This window comes from Achromobacter pulmonis, from assembly GCF_021733725.1.
Classification (GTDB): Bacteria; Pseudomonadota; Gammaproteobacteria; order Burkholderiales; family Burkholderiaceae_B; genus Achromobacter; species Achromobacter pulmonis.
This window is the reverse complement of sequence record NZ_JAIFOT010000001.1, coordinates 4,623,695-4,640,526: the sequence shown is the minus strand read 5'-3', so window position 1 is coordinate 4,640,526 and position 16,832 is coordinate 4,623,695. Positions and strand designations below refer to the sequence as shown.

The 16,832-nt window shown below is 65.4% G+C and carries 17 protein-coding genes; 5 read left to right on the top strand and 12 right to left on the bottom strand.

Going from position 1 to position 16,832, the window contains the following annotated elements:
- Nucleotides 1-43 precede the first annotated feature (43 nt).
- The 5 genes from K2W61_RS21305 to K2W61_RS21285 all read left to right on the top strand — a co-directional run bounded on the left by K2W61_RS21305 (nucleotide 44) and on the right by K2W61_RS21285 (nucleotide 3,739).
- Nucleotides 44-703, top strand: a complete 660-nt coding sequence (locus tag K2W61_RS21305; RefSeq protein WP_236756494.1) for a hypothetical protein — start codon at nucleotides 44-46, stop codon at nucleotides 701-703.
- Nucleotides 704-797: 94 nt separating this feature from the next.
- Nucleotides 798-989 carry a hypothetical protein gene (locus K2W61_RS21300; protein WP_236756493.1) on the top strand — a complete coding sequence of 64 codons (192 nt, stop codon included), beginning with the start codon at nucleotides 798-800 and terminating at the stop codon, nucleotides 987-989.
- A gap of 298 nt (nucleotides 990-1,287) precedes the next feature.
- Nucleotides 1,288-1,938 carry an imm11 family protein gene (locus K2W61_RS21295; RefSeq protein ID WP_236756492.1) on the top strand — a complete coding sequence of 217 codons (651 nt, stop codon included), beginning with the start codon at nucleotides 1,288-1,290 and terminating at the stop codon, nucleotides 1,936-1,938.
- Between the two features lie 227 nt (nucleotides 1,939-2,165).
- Complete coding sequence (gene hchA, locus K2W61_RS21290; protein WP_175139788.1) at nucleotides 2,166-3,017, top strand: glyoxalase III HchA; 852 nt, start codon at nucleotides 2,166-2,168, stop codon at nucleotides 3,015-3,017.
- A complete protein-coding gene (locus tag K2W61_RS21285) occupies nucleotides 3,017-3,739 on the top strand; it encodes a PA1136 family autoinducer-binding transcriptional regulator (protein ID WP_236756491.1) in 723 nt (240 codons plus the stop codon). The genes hchA and K2W61_RS21285 overlap by 1 nt, the downstream gene beginning before the upstream one ends.
- A gap of 243 nt (nucleotides 3,740-3,982) precedes the next feature.
- On the opposite strand, the gene K2W61_RS21280 is transcribed toward K2W61_RS21285, so the two are convergent.
- The 12 genes from K2W61_RS21280 to K2W61_RS21225 form a co-directional block, all read right to left on the bottom strand.
- Nucleotides 3,983-4,807 (bottom strand): ParB N-terminal domain-containing protein, encoded by an 825-nt coding sequence (locus tag K2W61_RS21280; protein ID WP_006386271.1) that lies wholly within the window; start codon nucleotides 4,805-4,807, stop codon nucleotides 3,983-3,985.
- 70 nt (nucleotides 4,808-4,877) lie between these two features.
- On the bottom strand, nucleotides 4,878-5,486 hold the full coding sequence (locus K2W61_RS21275; protein ID WP_236756490.1) for an LON peptidase substrate-binding domain-containing protein: 609 nt from the start codon (nucleotides 5,484-5,486) through the stop codon (nucleotides 4,878-4,880).
- A gap of 9 nt (nucleotides 5,487-5,495) precedes the next feature.
- Complete coding sequence (locus K2W61_RS21270; RefSeq protein ID WP_236756489.1) at nucleotides 5,496-5,903, bottom strand: carboxymuconolactone decarboxylase family protein; 408 nt, start codon at nucleotides 5,901-5,903, stop codon at nucleotides 5,496-5,498.
- Between the two features lie 69 nt (nucleotides 5,904-5,972).
- On the bottom strand, nucleotides 5,973-7,151 hold the full coding sequence (locus K2W61_RS21265; RefSeq protein WP_236756488.1) for a hypothetical protein: 1,179 nt from the start codon (nucleotides 7,149-7,151) through the stop codon (nucleotides 5,973-5,975).
- A gap of 245 nt (nucleotides 7,152-7,396) precedes the next feature.
- The gene (locus K2W61_RS21260) at nucleotides 7,397-8,890 is read right to left on the bottom strand and encodes a M81 family metallopeptidase (RefSeq protein ID WP_236756487.1); all 1,494 of its coding nucleotides are present in this window, start codon (nucleotides 8,888-8,890) and stop codon (nucleotides 7,397-7,399) included.
- Nucleotides 8,887-9,540 (bottom strand): ANTAR domain-containing response regulator, encoded by a 654-nt coding sequence (locus K2W61_RS21255; protein ID WP_175135367.1) that lies wholly within the window; start codon nucleotides 9,538-9,540, stop codon nucleotides 8,887-8,889. Before K2W61_RS21255 ends, K2W61_RS21260 begins: the two co-directional genes overlap by 4 nt.
- Nucleotides 9,541-9,809: 269 nt before the next feature.
- Nucleotides 9,810-10,970, bottom strand: a complete 1,161-nt coding sequence (locus tag K2W61_RS21250; RefSeq protein ID WP_175135368.1) for a transporter substrate-binding domain-containing protein — start codon at nucleotides 10,968-10,970, stop codon at nucleotides 9,810-9,812.
- 45 nt (nucleotides 10,971-11,015) lie between these two features.
- Nucleotides 11,016-11,729 carry an ABC transporter ATP-binding protein gene (locus tag K2W61_RS21245; protein ID WP_236756486.1) on the bottom strand — a complete coding sequence of 238 codons (714 nt, stop codon included), beginning with the start codon at nucleotides 11,727-11,729 and terminating at the stop codon, nucleotides 11,016-11,018.
- Nucleotides 11,726-13,603, bottom strand: a complete 1,878-nt coding sequence (locus tag K2W61_RS21240) for a branched-chain amino acid ABC transporter ATP-binding protein/permease (protein WP_236756485.1) — start codon at nucleotides 13,601-13,603, stop codon at nucleotides 11,726-11,728. Before K2W61_RS21240 ends, K2W61_RS21245 begins: the two co-directional genes overlap by 4 nt.
- Nucleotides 13,596-14,429 (bottom strand): branched-chain amino acid ABC transporter permease, encoded by an 834-nt coding sequence (locus tag K2W61_RS21235; protein ID WP_175135951.1) that lies wholly within the window; start codon nucleotides 14,427-14,429, stop codon nucleotides 13,596-13,598. Before K2W61_RS21235 ends, K2W61_RS21240 begins: the two co-directional genes overlap by 8 nt.
- Before the next feature lie 55 nt (nucleotides 14,430-14,484).
- Complete coding sequence (locus K2W61_RS21230) at nucleotides 14,485-15,651, bottom strand: substrate-binding protein (protein WP_175135952.1); 1,167 nt, start codon at nucleotides 15,649-15,651, stop codon at nucleotides 14,485-14,487.
- Nucleotides 15,652-15,690: 39 nt separating this feature from the next.
- Entirely contained in the window at nucleotides 15,691-16,581 is an 891-nt protein-coding gene (locus K2W61_RS21225) for a nitrilase family protein (protein WP_175135953.1), read from the bottom strand.
- Between the last annotated feature and the right edge of the window lie 251 nt (nucleotides 16,582-16,832).

The following is a 16,832-nucleotide window of genomic DNA, read 5'->3' as shown; positions in this document are numbered from 1 at the left end:
ATAGACTCGATACGGTGAAGTTCCTCACCTTGGGGCAGTCACAATGGATGGAGAATCCGTTTACATAGCAATGATGGCTGAGGCCGCAAGCCGCCTGATGGCAGCAGATCGTTTTATCGCGCGTCACGGTAGTGATAAAGAGGTCGCATATCTGGAGTCGGCGGCACTTCAGGTTCGCAAAGCCTTGGAAACCATAGCATTTTCCGCAATTTCTACGAATAAAGCTGCTTATGAAGGGATCCGCTCCAAGGCTGAACAAAACAAGGATTTCACGCGGGATTATCACGCGAACCGGATCTTACGCGATCTGCAGCGGGTGCAGAAGGACTTTTACCCACTTGCACTGGTCCCTGCGGTCAACCTCACCCCGGAGCTTCAGAACGGGCGGACTTGGCACTTTGACCGAAAAGACGAAGGCTACCTGACACAGGACAAGTTTGGAAAAATCTACGACAGGTTAGCTAAATACCTTCATGCCCGTAATCCTTGGGATCAGCCAGTCCCATGGGAGGGATTGATCGAGTTTCTTCCCAGCGTGATCGATGAGACACGGTCCTTGATAGAGTTGCACGCCGCCTTTATTCGAACTGCGGATTTCAACGGCGTCTGGATTGTCGAGGTGCCTAAGGATTCTATCGAGCCCAAGATTATTGTCGGGAAGGCCGACGGTAACTTCGCGGTTCTCAACCACGGAAAGGCCTAGATCCGTAAGCCCAGAGGAGTACTAACGGCGTTGGTTGTTCCTAAAGAAGGCCCGTCGTCGAAAGTCCGCTGGTCGAGGCGAAGCGGTCGCCCAAATGTCCAAGTTTCCGCAGGCGCGAACAACGATTCCTGGCCGCAACCAGTCGTTGACGACAGGCAGCTTTCGACCTGAAACGGACGCTCGAAAAGGCCAGATCTTCCAGCATGAGCCAAAGACCTTCGAAATCGGCGGTGCTCCCCAGTTCCTATTCGATCACCACATAAAACGGATCGTTCTTGCCAACTGATTCCTCGAAGGATTTCTGACTACAAGTCATTATCTCCTGTCGCAATCAACAACACCGGAATTCGGTTTCACGAGGCGCACGACAACAAGCGAGCAACACCGCCGCCCGCAGCCGAGCACCACAATTCAGCACGACGGAGCTACCATCTTGTCGACCATTGTTCCGAACTTTCCCGAGACTTACGTGAATCCAGTATCGCGGGCGTCGTTTCGACGGAACTTGTGGCTGAGCTGACGCCCCGCTAGCATCGGCTCCACTGTATTCCCGTTCTGCCCCCGCATCCATGATGGAAGCCACCGTGACCGAACCGACCGCCATTGACGTTTCAGCCGAAGCCGCGTCGCATAAGGGCGAATTTTTCCTGATCGACGCCAGCTTCTGGGCAGACGGCAGGGTTCCCGGCATAGCAATCGCCAACGAAGAGAAGCTGATCGATCCGGGGATGAATGTCGTCTCGCGTCCTAATGGAATGCCAAATCAGTATCCGGAGCGTCCCCACCTGGTTCATGTACCGGAGAAGGGCGCAATGCCACGCGATCTGGAAGAGCTCGCGGGCATATGGATTGTGTCGGAGCCGTTGAAGCAACTGTTTGAGCAGATCGACGCCGAGGCGTTTGCGTTTGTGGCATGCGACTTCAGCCTTGCTGACGGCAGCCCTGCCCCTCCGTACTACCTGGGCAATGTGCTGCGCAGACTTGATGCCCTGGATGAAGCCTCTTCTCGCGTGAGGACCAGGCTCGACCACAATGGTCAGACCGGCGAGTACGAGAAATTTTATAGCCTCGTAGGCGGAGCCAGCTTGGTGTTCAAACAGGATGTTGTGCGAGGTGCCCATATCTTCCGCCAGGATCGCATGGGAGCACCTCCCATCTGCGACCGCGCGATGTTTGAGGCATTGAGTGCGGCCAACTTCTCTGGCGTACGGCTGCGCGATGTCGCCGATACGTAGAGAACGAGATGTTAAGCGTGGCGATATCCTCATCTTTAGCGTGGACCGTGCCTTGGCGTTGGCGGGGCCGTTAGGAACGCGTGGAACGTCGGGCTCGCTATCAGTTCCTTGCGATAGCGTCACCAAGCCGTCCTCTTACGGCATGACGTTGACGGAAATCCCCCATTGCGCCCAGCTTTTCTGCGCTACATATTAGAACCTCGCACGAACGACAAATGGAGCCTCACATGTCTGATCAAAACGTCTCCGATAAGAGGCCGCAACCTGATCCCGCGGAGAAGGATGCGTTTTTCCCCTCAAGCTACTCGTTGAGTCAGTTCACCTCGCCAAGATCCGATCTGGGCGGTGCTGATTACCCGGCTCCTTACAAGGGCAGGAAGAGAATCCTGATGATCGGTGCCGACGAGCGCTATCTCCTGACCGACAATGGCACGTTTTTCTCGACAGGTAATCACCCAGTGGAGACGCTGCTGCCCATGTATCACCTCGACCAGGCCGGCTTTGCCTTTGACGTGGCGACCCTATCGGGAAATCCCGTCAAATTCGAGTACTGGGCAATGCCTTCCGAAGACCAGGAAGTACAGCGTTTCTTCGCCAAATACCATCCGCAATTCAAGCAGCCGCTGACCTTGTCAACCGTTACAGCGCAAGGTCTGGACAACTACGCCGCGATATTCGTCCCCGGTGGTCACGGAGCGCTGATCAACATTCCGCAGAGCAAGGATGTTGGCCAGGCCCTTGAATGGGCGGCGGCAAATGACAGGTTCGTCATCTCGCTGTGCCATGGCCCTGCGGCTTTCCTCGCCGTCGGTGACAGCGATATATATCGTGGTTACAAGATTTGCGCTTTCCCCGACTCGCTTGACGCTAAAACCCCGGACATCGGCTATATGCCGGGACACCTGACCTGGAAATTCGGTGAAAAACTCAAAGCCCTAGGCTTTGAAATTGTCAACGAAGACAATATCTCAGGCGCGGTGCACAGGGATCGCAAGCTGATCACCGGCGACAGTCCGCTGGCCGGCAATGCCCTCGGCAAGCTTGCAGCACAGACGTTGCTCAAGGAAGTCACCACCTGATGAAGGATGCCGTCACGTCGGAAGCGGTGTTCCGGAGTGCCCTCTCCATCGAGGGAGCCAGAACCCTGTCTGCGATCGAAAGCGAAGTTCGCGCATTCAGTGCTCCACTCGGCTACGATCGTTTCTTGTTGTACTCGACATCTGCCACGCGGGATGAGGCTGTTGAGCGCATTTATTGGGTTGAAGGAAACTGGTTCGGAACTGGCGAGCCCGTCGACGCCGTGACCTACGTGCGGCACTGTCCGGTGACCCGTCACGTTCTGGATGCGCACGAACCGTTTTTCTGGACCAAGACGATCGGCCAGGAAGGCGAACGCTACCGGGTCGTTCGCACCCCGCAAGGCTCAGGCATTCACGGTCTACAAGTGCCTGTGTTCGGCCCGCTGGGGCTGGAAGGAGCAATGAGCTTGGGCGGGGAGCAGATTAATGCTTCTTCACATGCTCGGCTGGCTTTAAAACTGATTGCTGAAACAGCGTTTCTCGCGGCACGCAGACTCCTAGAGCTCCCCCCGCATGATGCCATCGGAGCCCTGTCCGCCCGCGAACGCGAGGTACTGGCCTGGACTGCCGCGGGCCGACGGCAGGTCGATATCGCTGCGACGCTCGGTTTGTCCGAGCGCACAGTGGAGAACCATCTGCGCCGCATTCGCAAGCGCCTGGGTGTCGCGACGACGGCACAGGCTATCCGAGTGGCAATCCGAAATGGCGAGATCGCCGCGTAAGTCCAGTCGCTCGCCGCAAGGCATGGCGCCGGATGGACGGATTGATTGCCTTGCGGTGGTCACAGACCGACGAGGCGGAATTTCTGGCGCGAACTCGCCGGCAATCGTGTTCAGGCTACGATCTGGTGCCCTGATTGAAATGCAGACTTTCGTGGCCGTCTGTCTGGGCACGCTTGATGTCACCCTGTAGAACCGCTGGCCTTTACAACCAGCGATACGAGTTGGAGGAAGGCAGCAACCCCATCAATCATCCCCTGCCCCCGCCGACGCATTCCTGGCCTCGGCCAGCGCCACCGTCAAGTGCATCACCTTCTTCTTCAACTGATCCCTTTCATCCGTCAGCCGCGCCAGCAACTCCCGTAGCCGCGCCACCTCCGCCGGCAAATCCGCGATATTCTCGATCGGAATATCCGGCACCGCCTCTTTCGGCGGCGGCGCCTTGGCCTGGCGCACTTCCCGCGCCGCCTGCTGCAATTCCTTCCTGCCCCCCGCCACCGCCGCGGCCTGCCGCTCGGGCGGCAAGGTCGCCACCGCCGCCGCGGCGTTGATGGAGATCGCCCCATCCTTCACCGCCCGCACCAGTTCCGGCGCGGCGGCTTTCTGGATCTTCTCGATCTGCCCCAGCGTATTGCTGCTGATGCGCGCCTCGCGCGCCAGCGCCTGACGGCTCAACGCAGCCGCGGGCGGGATGGGCGGCGGCTCGGGCGGCGGCGTGCTGCCGTCGTCTTCCCATGGCGGCACGCTGCGCGATTGCAATATCTCTTTCTTGCGCAGCGCCAGCACGCCGCGCTGGAAATCCGACACGCTGCGCCGGCCCAGGTGGTTCTCGATCATCCACAAATGCACGTCGTCCATCGATTTGAACGAGGTGTTCTGGCGCGTTTCGAAGGGAATGCCGTGCTTCATGCACAGCGCGTAGCGGTTGTGGCCGTCGATCAGCAGGTCGCCCCACAGCACCAGCGCGTCGCGGCAGCCCTCGGCCAGCAGGCTGCGTTCGAGCGCTTCGCGTTCGTCGTCGGTCAAGGGGTCAATATAGGCGCGCAGGCCTTCGTCTATCCTGATATCCATGGTGTCCAAAAACAGTTCAAGTCCGCATCGCCCCGCCCCGCGCCGCCAACGCAGCGCCGCCTGTCGCTGGCTAGGCTCGCGGCCCTTCCAGCGCGATGCGCACGGCTTCGAGACGAGCGCGCGGGTCCGTCAGGCCCAGCAGGCGCGCTTTGTCAGCGGCCGGCAGCGGCAACAGCTCGCACCAGCGGTCAGCTACCCAGGCGCATTCATCCAGGCGGTACGGCGGCGCCACCGGCATGCGTTCAGCCGGCACGCCTTCCTGCTGCCATTGCGCCACCAGCCGCCCCAGCGCATCCGCGCAGGGTTGCAGCGGCGCCGGCACGGGTAGCGGCGGGTCATCGGCGATGGGTTCGGTTTCGCCCATCCAAAGACCGTATTTTGCCAGTTGGCTGGAGACCAGCCGGAAACGACCGGTGCCGATGCAGCGCACTTGCAGCAAGGCGGGCATGGGCGCGTCCCAGGCCTCGATGCGGGCCAGGGTGCCGACGCCGGCCAGGGTTTCCTGGCCTTCGGGCGAGCGGACTTCGTTGCCAGCCAGCAGCGCGACCACGCCGAACTCGCTGCCGTCGGCGATGCAGCGGCGGATCATGTCCAGGTAGCGCACTTCGAAGATGCGCAGGTGCAGCACGCCGGCGGGGAACAGCGCGTTGGACAGCGGGAACAGCGGAATCGTCGCCATGGCGCCGCCCTACTTCACCGTGAAGGCGTCGTCGACCGGCACCTGCATGGCGGTGACCAGGGCGTTGGTCTGGGCGGCCATGCCGATGACGGCGAGCAGTTCGGCGTGCTGGCCGTTGGTCATGCCCTTGGCGCGGGCGGCGGCGGTGTGGGAATGGATGCAGTAGGTACAGCCGTTGGCGGTGGAGACGGCGATGTAGATCATCTCGCGCATCAGGGGCGGGATTTCGCCGTCGGCCATCATGACCTGTTTCAGCTGTTCCCAGACGCGCTTGAGCTGGGGCGGGTCGTTGGCCAGGGCGCGCCAGAAGTTGTTGACGAAGTCCGACTTGCGGGTGGCGCGGATGTCTTCGAATACCGCCCACGCCTCGGGGATCTTGCGCGCTTCTTCGTCCGACAGCAGATGCACCGTAGCCATACGCCACTCCAACAGGTAAGGGCCGGGCGGCGAAATGCCGCCCGCGCGACATCCCATTGAACAGGAAAGCTAGTAATAAGTCACTTTGACCAGCACCTGCGTCGAGTACTTGCCAAGCTTCAATTCCTTGCCGGCGTCCGGCGTCAGCGATGCCGTGTAGGTGTGGACGGCGGCGGCGGGATTACTGCCCGCCAATTGGCCGAAACTGCCGACGTCGTCACGCAATGGCGGGACGGGGGCAGGCAGGATCGGCACCGGTTGGTTGGCGTTTTCGGTATCCAGGATCTGCATTCTCAGGCCGTTCTCCACGCCATCCTCATTGCGCAGGATGATGGAAGTGCCATCGCCGTCGATGCGCCCGGGGCCTTGCAGGATGAATTGGGCCGATAGCAGCATCAGGAATTGCGTCTGTTCGTTATCCGGGGTCGCGGGGGCCGTGAGGGAACCTACACTGCAGGACGGGTTGATGCGGGCGGAGACGTTGAAAGGGTATTGCTGCGGCAAGGTACCCATGTAGTCTTTCATGGCCATGATTCTGCCAAATTGCACCAGGCTGTCCACGCTGACGTCACCGATACACCGCGGGACGAATTGCATGCGCGTGGGGCTATGGGTGATGAAGGGCCCCGGCGAAGACCCGGCTCCCAAGGCGGCGACCAGCTTGAATATGGTTCCCGAGGGAACCGGGTAGCGTGCCACCGGGGGGTGATCGTTCACCACCTTCAATCTCGCGATCAGGGTCACGACTCTCGGCCCCGATTCCCCGGTGTACGGAAGGCCGGCCTCATGGGTTTCCGAGATCGGCAGGCCCGGTTGCAGGTTCGGCCGCCACGGGTTGATCTCATCGCCGTTGACGATGATTTCCAGTGCCAATCCCGCGTTATTCAGGGAACGGTTCAGGGCGGTGTAGTCGGCCAGCGCCTGGAGTTGGGGGATGGAGGCAACGGGGTTGCCCATCCTGTCATAGTTGACGCATTCATAGTTGATGACGTAGGTCTGGGTTCGATAGATTTCGGTGCCCGGCGGCGGTATCGCGCCCAGGTCGAAATTCACGGACGGGATCAAGTCAATCTGGAAGCCGCCGGAGGACGTGCAGCCTCTTCTTGCAGTCTGTGCTTTTGCCACACCGGGAAATGCCATCATGGCCGCGCAGAGCAGGATCAGCGCGCCTGCCATCCCCATGCGAACGCCGGCCCAGGGGCTGCCGCCATTGCGACGGGTTGCCGCCGTGATTATCGTGTTGTTCATTGACGCATTCCATGGCCCGGGGTGAGCGGCCGACGGCCTGCTTCACGTGACAGTGACGGCCGTTCTGTCGGCGGCGCCATGGCGGCGCGCCTATGGAACCGGGCGGTGTCTTTATGCGTTTCGATTCTGCATGAAGAGGATTATCCGAACGTTAACGTTACGTCGGCGCCCTCTTGGGCATGGCCCGTGTTTGAGCGGATGCGCCGGCGCCCCGGCGGGCGCCAGCGCGGCCCTCCGCGCCGCCCTCATGGCGATACGTGCGCCGGCTTGAACGGCTCCAGCGGATAGCGCGGCCGGTTGCGGCGTTGGTACGGGAACAATGAGAAATCCGAGCTGGTGACGCCCGGGCTGTCGCATTCGACCAGCGCGCATGAGATCGGCACGAACACCGGGCGGCAGTACATGCGCGATTTGACCAGGATGTAGCGGGCTGCGCGCGGGTCGACGCCCAGGCTTTGGAAGACACCCAGGTCCCAGGGTTCGTGGGTGCGTTCGGTGATGACCAGTTGCGCGGCGCCGATGTCGAGCACGGCGCTGCGGCCCATGCAGGCGGTCTGGCCGGTGTAGGTGGGGCCGGTGATGACGTAGCTGCCGTCGGTGATGGCGCGCACGGTGCCGGTCAACGTGACCGGCGCGGCGGGGCGGCCGATGGCGGGGATGGGGCGTTTGTTGCCCACGGGCAGTTGCACCTGGGCGCCCTGCCCGGCTTCGATCATGGCGGCGACGGCCTCGGGGTCGCAGTACAGGCCGGCGACGATGCCGGTCAGGCCCGCCTCGACGGCAGCCATCAGCACGTCCATGGTGTCGCAGGTGCCGCCGGACATGCAGTTGTCGCCGTGGTCCAGCAGCAGCACGGGGCGGTCGGCCCCGCGCGCCAGGGCAATGGCGCGGTCCAGTGAGGCGGTCAACGGCTCGGCCTCGTAGACGAAGCCGTCGCGGTCGTCCCAGATGGCGGCGGCCAGGCCGGCCGCGACGCGGTCGGCGGCGTCGGCATCGCCGGCGGCGACCACGATGACGCTCAGGCAGGGGTCGGGAATGTCGGCCAGGGCGAAGCCGGCCAACACCGAGACGCCCAGCATGCCGCCGGCCTCGGCGCCGCGGGCGGCCTGCACGGCGCGGCGCATGGCGCCTTCGGCGGTGTTGCTGCGCAGGGTGTGGGTCATGAGCGGCAGGCGGCGCCAGGCCATGCGCGGGCGCGGGCCGCCGTCCAGCCAGTCGAACAGAATGCGGCCGGCGTGCTCGCCGGTTTCGTACATGTCGACGTGCGGGTAGGTCTTGAAGCTGATGATGACGTCGGCGTTGTCGATCATCTTCTGGGTGACGTTGCCGTGCAGGTCCAGGGCCACGGCGATGGGGACGCTGGGGGCTTGCTGGCGCAGGCGTTCGAGCAGGTCGCCTTCGCCGTCGTCGGTGGTCTCGACGGCCATGGCGCCGTGCAGGTCCAGCAGCAGCGCGTCGCAGCCGGCGGCGGCGGCGACGATGCGGTCGCATAGTTCACGATAGGCCTGGCCGTCGACGCGGCCGCTGGGGTAGGCGGTGGCGGACACCGGCGTGACCAGCGTAGCGCCCTGCGCCTGGGCCAGGTCGATGAATGCCGACATGGCGGTGCGCTTGCCGTGGTTCTCTTCGTAGGCGGCGGCGTCATAGGTGGGGCCGTCGTTGCCGAAGGCGGACAGCGGCGTGGGCACCGGCGAAAAAGTGTTGGTCTCGTGGTTCATGCGGGCGATCATGACTTTCATGCCTTGCCTCCGTGATTGCTGTGGTTCTGCGGGTCGGGGCGCGCGCCGCCCAGGCCCAGTTTTTCCATGGCTTCGCTGGCCTCGACGATCATGGCGGCGACCTCGGCCACGCTGACCCGCAGGCCGGTGGCGCGGGTGCGCATGTGTTCGTAGGCGGCGCGTTCGTCCAGGCGCTGGTGGTCCATCAGCACGCGGATCGCCTTTTCGATCACGCGGCGCGCCTTGATGGTGCTTTCGAGTTTGTCGATCTTGTTCTGCTGGCGGTTCTGGAACTGCTTGGCCGAGCGCGCCAGCACCAGGGTGCTGAGGATGCCGGCCGAACGGAATGGCCGCGTCAGCACGCCGTGGGCGTTGGTCTTGAGCAGTTGCTTCAAGGTGGTGGGAGTTTCGTATTCGGACAGCGCGATCAAGGTGGCGTCGACCTCGCTGGCGGACCAGGCGAACGAGTTCTGGCCGCATTGCGACACCTGGAAGAACACCACGTCGGCGCCGGCCGGCGGCTTGTCGGGGAACGGCCAGACCAGGTGGATGCGGCAGCCGATGCGCTGGAGCTGTTCGACCAGCAGGTCGCGGTCTTCGCCGGGCGGATAGGCCACGGCGACGGCCACGCTGCGCAGGTCTTCGTAGAGGCGGCGGAGGCTATGGTCCATGTTAGGGCCTGTTCACACTGAAAGGAGCCTCGCACAGGCCGGTAATCGGCCGCCAGGCTAGGCGCGGTCGCCGCCGCGTGGCTTTGCCACGCAAGGTGAGCGCAACGACGCCTGGCGGCCGATTACCGGCCTGCCCGAAGGGTGAGTACCCAAATGAGCGCCTCTCAGCGTTACGAATGCTCGTCGGGGGACTGCCACGACTGCGCTTCGCGCCTTGACAGTCACTCATTTGGGTACTCATGCGAGGCTCCTTTCAGTGTGAACAGGCCCTACCCCAGCCAGAACTCGTCCAGGCCGAAGGCCGTCAGGTAGGGGTCCGGCTTGACCGGTTCGCCGCTGGACCAGACGATGTCGAAGCGGCCGTCGGCGCGGCACACGCCAATGCGCGGGGTCAGCACGCTGTGGTTGTTTTCGGCCAGGATGGTCAGGCGGCCGCCGGGCGCGTCGAAGCCCACCTGGTGCACCGCCTGCGCCAGCTTGCGGGTGTCCAGGCTGCCGGCGCGTTGCAGCGCCCGCGCAAACAGGTGCATCTGGCTGTAGCAGGCTTCGGCGTAGACGCTGGCCGGCCGGTCGCCGAAGCGGGCGCGCCACAGGGCCAGGAAGTGGGCGTTGGCGGGCGTGTCGACGGTGTTGAAGTAGGTGGCGGCGGTAATGTGGCCGGCACATAGCGCGGGGTCGATCTCGGCCACTTCGGATTCGGCCATGGTGAGGCTGGCGATGGGGATGTGCGGCGCGCTGGGATCGGCTTCGCAGGCGGCGTGGTAGCGGCGGTAGAAGCGCTGCGCGTCGTCGCCGATCATGGTCGAGAACACGACGTCGGGCTTGATGCGGCGGATGTCGCGCACCACCTCGACGATGTCGCTGTCATCGCAGCCCAGCGGCAGGTAGGTTTCGTCGAGAATTTCGCCACCGTGTTCCTCGACGGTGTCGCGCATGATGCGGTTGGTTTCGCGCGGGTAGATGTAGTCGGCGCCGACCAGGAAGATGCGCTTGCCGCAGTGCTGGATCAGGTAGGCGGCCAGTTGCATGCTGCCCTGGTTGGGCGCGGCGCCGGTGTAGATGATGTTGGGCGAGTATTCGAAGCCTTCGTAGACCGAGGCGTACCACAACAGTGCGTTGTTGCGTTCGATCACCGGCAGCATGGCCTTGCGGCAGTGCGAGGTGCAACCGCCGAAGATCACGTTGACCTCGTCGTCCAGCAATAGCCGCGCGGCCAGGCGGCGGTATTCCTCGGCGTCGCTGCGCGGGTCGTACAACACCGGCTCCAGCGGCCGGCCCAGCACCCCGCCGAGGGCGTTGATTTCCTCGACCGCCAGCACGGTGCCGAAGAAATGCTGCGATTCGGTGGTGCCGGTCACGCCGCTACGCGAGTACAACACGCCGATGCGCCATCCCGGCGCGGCGGCGTCCGTGTCAGTGCGGAGGGTCATAGAAGCATCCTTCTGCTCGAACCCGAAACGGGGCTCATACGGGGTTCATACTTTCAGGTGGTCCATGATATGGCCGGCGGCCCCGGGCGCGCCAGCCTCGCCCTGATCGACGATGGCGCCCTGCTTGAGCACCAGGTAGCGGTCGGCCACATCCAGGGCGAAGGCCACGTTCTGCTCGACGATGAACATGGACGTGCCGCGCCGCTCGCGTTCCCAGTTCAGGGCGCGGCCGAGCCGCTCGATGACCGAGGGTTGCAGGCCTTCGGTGATTTCGTCCAGCAGCAGCAAGGCCGGCCGCTGCATCAGGCCGCGCGCCACCAGCAGCATTTTCTGCTCGCCGCCGGACAAGGTGCCGGCGTGCTGCCGCAGACGGCTGGCGAACACGGGGAACAGGTCGGCGATTTCGCCGAAGCGCTCGTCGAACAGGCGGTCGTTGGCCAGGCCCAGACGCAGGTTGTCGCGGATGTTCAGGTCGGGAAACAGCGGCTGTTCCTGCGCGGCGTAGGCCACGCCATGGCGCGCGACCTCGTGCGGGCGCAGCCGGGTGGCGTCGACGCCGCCCAGGCTGACCGTGCCGCGCAGCTTGGGCAAGTAGCCCATGACCGTATTGAGCAGCGTGCTCTTGCCCATGCCGTTCTTGCCCAGCAGCGCCACGCAGGCGCCGCCGGCCACCGACAGCGAGATATCGTTCAGCACCACGGCGCCTTTGTAGCCGCTGGCGACGCGGTCCAGGCGCAAGGCCGGGGCGGCTTGGCTCATGCTGGGGCTCCTTGTGGCGGGGCGGGTTGGGGGTCGGGCGGATTGTCGCCAGGGGGGTCGGCCTGGGCGCCCTGCCCGGCCGGCGCGCTGCCGGCGTAGATGGTGCGCACCAGTTCCGATTCGGTCACCTCGCGGAAACTGCCGTCCATGACGATGCGGCCCTGGTGCAGCACGATGATGCGGGTGGCCACCTCGGCCACGAAGTCCAGATCGTGCTCGACCAGCAGGCAGCACAGGCCATGGGTGTGGGCCAGCGCCGACAGCACCTGGCCGATGCGGGCGCGCTCGTCCTTGCTCAGGCCGGCGGTGGGTTCGTCCAGCAGCACCACGCGCGGCTCCAGCGCCAGCACCATGGCCAGCTCCAGCGCCTGTTGCTGGCCGTGCGACAGGTCGCGCGCGACGCGGTCCAGCTGCTGGTCCAGGCCGGTCATGCGCAGCACCTCCAGCGCGTAGCCCGGCAGCGCCAGGCGCGGCGAGCGGCGGCGCCACGACGGGCGCTCGCGCAGCGTGGTGGCCAGGCGCAGGCTTTCGGCCACGGTCAGGGTGTCGAAGATGTTGGCGTTCTGGAACTTGCGGCCCAGGCCGTGGCGCACGCAGTGCTCGGGCCCTTCGCGCTTGATGGGCTGGCCGCACAGTTCCACCGTGCCGTCGCTGCGCTCGGCGCCGTCGGCGATGCAGCGCATCAGCGTGGTCTTGCCGGCGCCGTTGGGGCCGATCAGGCCCAGCAGCTCGCCGCCGCGCGCGCGCAAGTCGATGCCTTCCAGCACCTTGAGGCTGCCGAAGCGCTTGGCCACGCCGGCCAGCGCCAGGGCGTCCTGGCCAGCGCCCTGCCCGGGCGCGGCGCTGGCGGCGCGCGCCACCAGTGCCGGCGCCGGCTCCGCGCGCCGCCGGCGCCACGGCGCCAGCAGCAGCGGCAGCAGCCCGCGCGGCAGCAGCAGGATCACCAGGATGAAGGTCACGCCCAGCACCAGCTGGTAGACGAACGGCATGTTGCCGCTGAGGTACGAGCCGGCCACGTTGATCAGCACGGCGCCCAGCACCGGGCCCCACACCGTGCCGCGTCCGCCCAGCGCCACCCAGATGATGAGTTCGGTGCCGAAGACGAAGCCGGTGAGCTCCGGCGCCACTACGCCGCTGAAGGCGCCGTAGCCGAAGCCCGCCAGGCTGGCGACCGCGCCGCACACCACCAGCAGCGCGATGCGCCAGTGCGCGGTGTTCAGCCCCAGGTAGCTGCAGCGGCCTTCGTTGTCGCGCAGCGCGGTCAGGATGCGGCCGCCGTCGCTGCGCACCGCGACCCAGGCCAGCAACGCCACGATCGACAGGCCGCCGGCGGCGATCACGTACCAGGCTTCCAGCGACAGGTCGAAGGTGTCGTAGCCGGTCAGCCCGGAAGATGAACCGGTGTAGGTGCCGCCCGATAGCGCCACCTGGGTCAGCACGATGGGCAGCACCAGCGAGATGACGGTGGCGAAGAACGGCGAGGCGCCGCGGTAGAACGACAGCCAGCCGGTCAGCAGCGCCAGCAGCATCGCCGCGCCCACCGCGACCAGCGCGGCCAGCAGCGCGATGCCGGGCGAAAAGCCGTAATGGGTGAAGGCCAGCCCGGCGGCATAAGCGCCGACGCCAAAGAAGGCCGATTGGCCGAAGGTCAGGTAGCCGGTGTAGCCCCACAGGATATCGACCGTGACCGCCGCCACCGCAAAGAACAGCGCCTTTATCAGCACGTTCAGCAGGTAGGTGTCGAACAGCCAGGGGCCGGCCACGGTCAGCGCCAGGCAGGCGATGGCCAGCCACAGCAGGTCGCGGCCCCGGGCGGCGCGGCGGGCGTCGGCGCGCGTCGCCTGCGCCGGTTGTGTAAGGGAGGTATCAGTCATGGGCGAATCCTTTGGGACGCAGGCGCAGGGTCAGGGCCGCCAGCACCGCGATGGTGACGCCGCCCAGGATCGGGCTGATGTACACGCCCACCAGCACCTGGCAGGCGCCATAGACCAGGCAGGTCAGCAGCAGCGCGCTGATCGAGTTGCCCGACACCATCACCAGCATGAAGGCGCTGACCAGCCACGGCAGCCCCATGTTGGGGTCGACGCTGGACAGCGGCGTGATCAGCGCGCCGGCCAGCGCGCCCAGCCCCGCGCCCAGCGCGAAGGTGGTGAAGCGGATACGTTCAGCGTTGATGCCCAGGCCGCGCGCCAGGTCTTCGTTCATGATGACGGCGCGGGTGCGCACGCCGAAGCGGGTGCCGTTGAGCAGCAGCGTCAGCGCCGCGTACAGCAGCAGCGCGCCCGGTACCAGGAACAGCCGGTAGGCCGAATACTCGGTGCCCAGGAACGGCACCGCGCCCTGGATCGGCGCGTCGGCAAACTGCACCTCGCGGCCGAAGGCCATGGTGATGAGCTGGCCGATGACGATGCCCAGCCCCCAGGTGGCCAGGATGGCGTCCAGCGGCCGCTTGTACAGCGGCTGCACGATCAGGCGTTCGACCAGCATGCCGACCAGCACGCCGGCCAGCAGCGCGCATGGCAGCGCCAGCCACGGGTCCAGCCCCAGCCGCGTCACCACCAGGGCGGCGTAGCTACCCAGCGTGATGATGGCGCCGTGGGCGAAATTGACGATCTTCATCACGCCAAAAATGATCATCAGCCCGGCCGTCACGATGAACAGCATGGCCGCCGTCGTCAGAATGTCCAGCATCAAACCCATTGTGTTCTCCAGCGCCGCCGGCGAACCGGCGGCGCGCTTGGTGTCGCTTGCCGCGTTACTTCAGGTTGGGGCACTGCGCGCCCGGGTCCACCTGGTTGAAGGTCTGCAGGATCTTGATGGAGCCGTCCGGCTGCACCTGGCCCAGCCGCATGGTCAGGGCGGCGTGGCGCTGGCGGTCCATCTTGACCGGGCCGCGCGGGCCATCGAACGACACTTCGCTCAGGGCTTGCACCACCTTCTGCGGATCGAGGCTGCCGGCCTTCTCGACCGCGGCCTTGTAGAGGAAGAAGGCTTCGTACTGCGGGCCGGAGAATTCATTGGCGGTCTTGGCGTCGGCGCCGAACTTGGCCTTCAGGCCGTCGAGGAACTTGTGGTTCTGCGGCGTATCGATGCTGGTCAGGTACGAGGCCGACAGGTACATGCCCACCGCCGTGTCGCCCATGGTCTTGGCAGTGGCCTCGTCGATGGCCAGGTTGCCGTACGGCATGGTCAGGCCGGCCGCCTTGACCTGCTTGGCCAGGCTGACGTTGGGGCCGCCGCCGGCGGTGGAGCTGATCAGCGCGTCCGGGTTGGCCGAGCGGATCTTGGACACCACGGGCGTCCAGTCCGAGCCGTCGATGGGCAGGTATTCCTCGCCGACCACGCGGCCGCCCTGCTTCTCGATGTATTCGCGGGTGAACTTGAGCATGCCGCGGCCGAAGGCGTAGTCGCTGCCGACCAGGAAGAAGGTCTTGGCGCCGCGTTCCTTCATGAAGTGGTCCACCACCGGCGCCACCTGCTGCTCGGGCACCCAGCCGTTGACGTGCATCCAGCGGTTGCACGAGCGGCCCTCGTAGAACGAGGTGTAGATGTACGGCACCTTGCCGCGCGAGACGATGGGCAGCGCGGCGTTGCGGGCTGCGCTGGTTTCCATGGCGATGATGGCGTTGACCTTCTTCTGGAACACCAGCGTGTCGTAGGCCTTCTGCGCGCCGACCGCGCCCGAGGCGTCGTCGGCGATCTCCAGCACCACCTGGCGGCCGAGGATGCCGCCAGCGGCGTTGATCTCGTCGGCGGCCAGTTGCGAGGCCTGCACCACGCCGGGCGCGACCACACTATTGGCGCCGGACAGGCCCACCGGCACGCCGATGCGCAAGGGCTCGGCGGCCTGGGCGCCGGCCGCGCCGGTCAGCGCGGCAAGCAGGGAAAGTTGGATAAGGAAGCTGCGATGGGGTTTTTGCATGGGGATTTCTCCTTGGGGGCCGGCTGTCCGCCGTTGTCGTCAACGCTGGCGCGGCGCGTCGGTCGCGCCCAGCAGTTCGTCGTAAAGGTCGCGGCGCCGATCGCGCAGCACGTGGTTGAAGTCGTTCAGTTGGCGGGCGCGGCGCGAGGCCATCACGTCCACCGGCGCCAGCAGCACTTCTTCGCGGTCGTGGCTGGCGGGGCCGGCGACGGTCCAGCCCTGCGAGCCGACGATCAGGCTGCGGCCGACGAAGGGCTGGCCGCGTTCGACGCCGACGCGGTCGGCGCACACCAGCGTCAGGCCGTTGCTGTGGGCGCCGGCAATCGTCAGCGCGTGCGCCATGGCCGGGCCGTCGGGCGTTTGCCCGGGCATCGGCACCCAGTTGGTCGGCACCGCCACGATGTCGGCGCCGCGCAGCGCCAGCAGGCGGTAGACCTCGGGGAACCAGCCGTCGTAGCAGATCGCCACGCCCAGCGTGCCCAGTTCGGTGTGGAACACCGGCAGGCCCAGGTCGCCCGGTTCGAAGAACAGGTTCTCGTCGCCCCACAGGTGCAGCTTGCGGTAGGTGCCCAGGTAGCCGTCGGGGCCGGCGATGATGGCGGCGTTGTACAGCTTGCCGCCGCTGCGCTCGGCGATGCCGGCCACCAGGTAGATGCCCAGGCGTTGCGCCAGCGCGATCCAGGCCCGCGAACTGGGGCCGTCCGGCACGGTTTCGGCCAGCGCGTGGGCTTCGGCGCGGCTGGCGAACATGTAGCCGGTGTTGGCCAGTTCGGGCAGCACCACCAGCCGCGCGCCTTGCGCGGCGGCCTGCTCGACCAGCTCGGTGGATCGGGCCACGTTGGCGGCGACGTCCCCCATGATGGGGGCCATCTGCACGCTGGCCACGAGGGTCGCGGACGCGGCGGCGTCCGGCGGGGGTGAAACTTGCATGCGATCTCCCTGCGACGTTTCAGAAAACAAAAAAGCCCCCGACCACGCATCGCGTGTGAGTCGGGGGCTTCTATAGCCAGACGAAGTTCTAGGCAGCAATTATTGCTGCGGGGCACTGCGGCACCAAGCGCGTCGGTGCGGGGGATCAATCCTGATCCTGGGTTGAATCATAGGGATGCGCGGGTGCGGCCGGCAATAAGAGGTTTCCCGGACGGCGCCGCGGATGCGAGAATCGGTGTCGGCCACTTGGA

What these genes read in the sequence shown, in the direction of transcription:
- K2W61_RS21305 (WP_236756494.1), top strand. Translation starts at nt 44, where the DNA reads ATGGATGGAGAATCCGTTTACATAGCAATGATGGCTGAGGCCGCAAGC.
- K2W61_RS21300 (WP_236756493.1), top strand. Translation starts at nt 798, where the DNA reads ATGTCCAAGTTTCCGCAGGCGCGAACAACGATTCCTGGCCGCAACCAG.
- hchA (WP_175139788.1), top strand. Translation starts at nt 2,166, where the DNA reads ATGTCTGATCAAAACGTCTCCGATAAGAGGCCGCAACCTGATCCCGCG.
- K2W61_RS21285 (WP_236756491.1), top strand. Translation starts at nt 3,017, where the DNA reads ATGAAGGATGCCGTCACGTCGGAAGCGGTGTTCCGGAGTGCCCTCTCC.
- K2W61_RS21280 (WP_006386271.1), bottom strand. Translation starts at nt 4,807, where the DNA reads ATGGATATCAGGATAGACGAAGGCCTGCGCGCCTATATTGACCCCTTG.
- K2W61_RS21275 (WP_236756490.1), bottom strand. Translation starts at nt 5,486, where the DNA reads ATGGCGACGATTCCGCTGTTCCCGCTGTCCAACGCGCTGTTCCCCGCC.
- K2W61_RS21270 (WP_236756489.1), bottom strand. Translation starts at nt 5,903, where the DNA reads ATGGCTACGGTGCATCTGCTGTCGGACGAAGAAGCGCGCAAGATCCCC.
- K2W61_RS21265 (WP_236756488.1), bottom strand. Translation starts at nt 7,151, where the DNA reads ATGAACAACACGATAATCACGGCGGCAACCCGTCGCAATGGCGGCAGC.
- K2W61_RS21260 (WP_236756487.1), bottom strand. Translation starts at nt 8,890, where the DNA reads ATGAAAGTCATGATCGCCCGCATGAACCACGAGACCAACACTTTTTCG.
- K2W61_RS21255 (WP_175135367.1), bottom strand. Translation starts at nt 9,540, where the DNA reads ATGGACCATAGCCTCCGCCGCCTCTACGAAGACCTGCGCAGCGTGGCC.
- K2W61_RS21250 (WP_175135368.1), bottom strand. Translation starts at nt 10,970, where the DNA reads ATGACCCTCCGCACTGACACGGACGCCGCCGCGCCGGGATGGCGCATC.
- K2W61_RS21245 (WP_236756486.1), bottom strand. Translation starts at nt 11,729, where the DNA reads ATGAGCCAAGCCGCCCCGGCCTTGCGCCTGGACCGCGTCGCCAGCGGC.
- K2W61_RS21240 (WP_236756485.1), bottom strand. Translation starts at nt 13,603, where the DNA reads ATGACTGATACCTCCCTTACACAACCGGCGCAGGCGACGCGCGCCGAC.
- K2W61_RS21235 (WP_175135951.1), bottom strand. Translation starts at nt 14,429, where the DNA reads ATGGGTTTGATGCTGGACATTCTGACGACGGCGGCCATGCTGTTCATC.
- K2W61_RS21230 (WP_175135952.1), bottom strand. Translation starts at nt 15,651, where the DNA reads ATGCAAAAACCCCATCGCAGCTTCCTTATCCAACTTTCCCTGCTTGCC.
- K2W61_RS21225 (WP_175135953.1), bottom strand. Translation starts at nt 16,581, where the DNA reads ATGCAAGTTTCACCCCCGCCGGACGCCGCCGCGTCCGCGACCCTCGTG.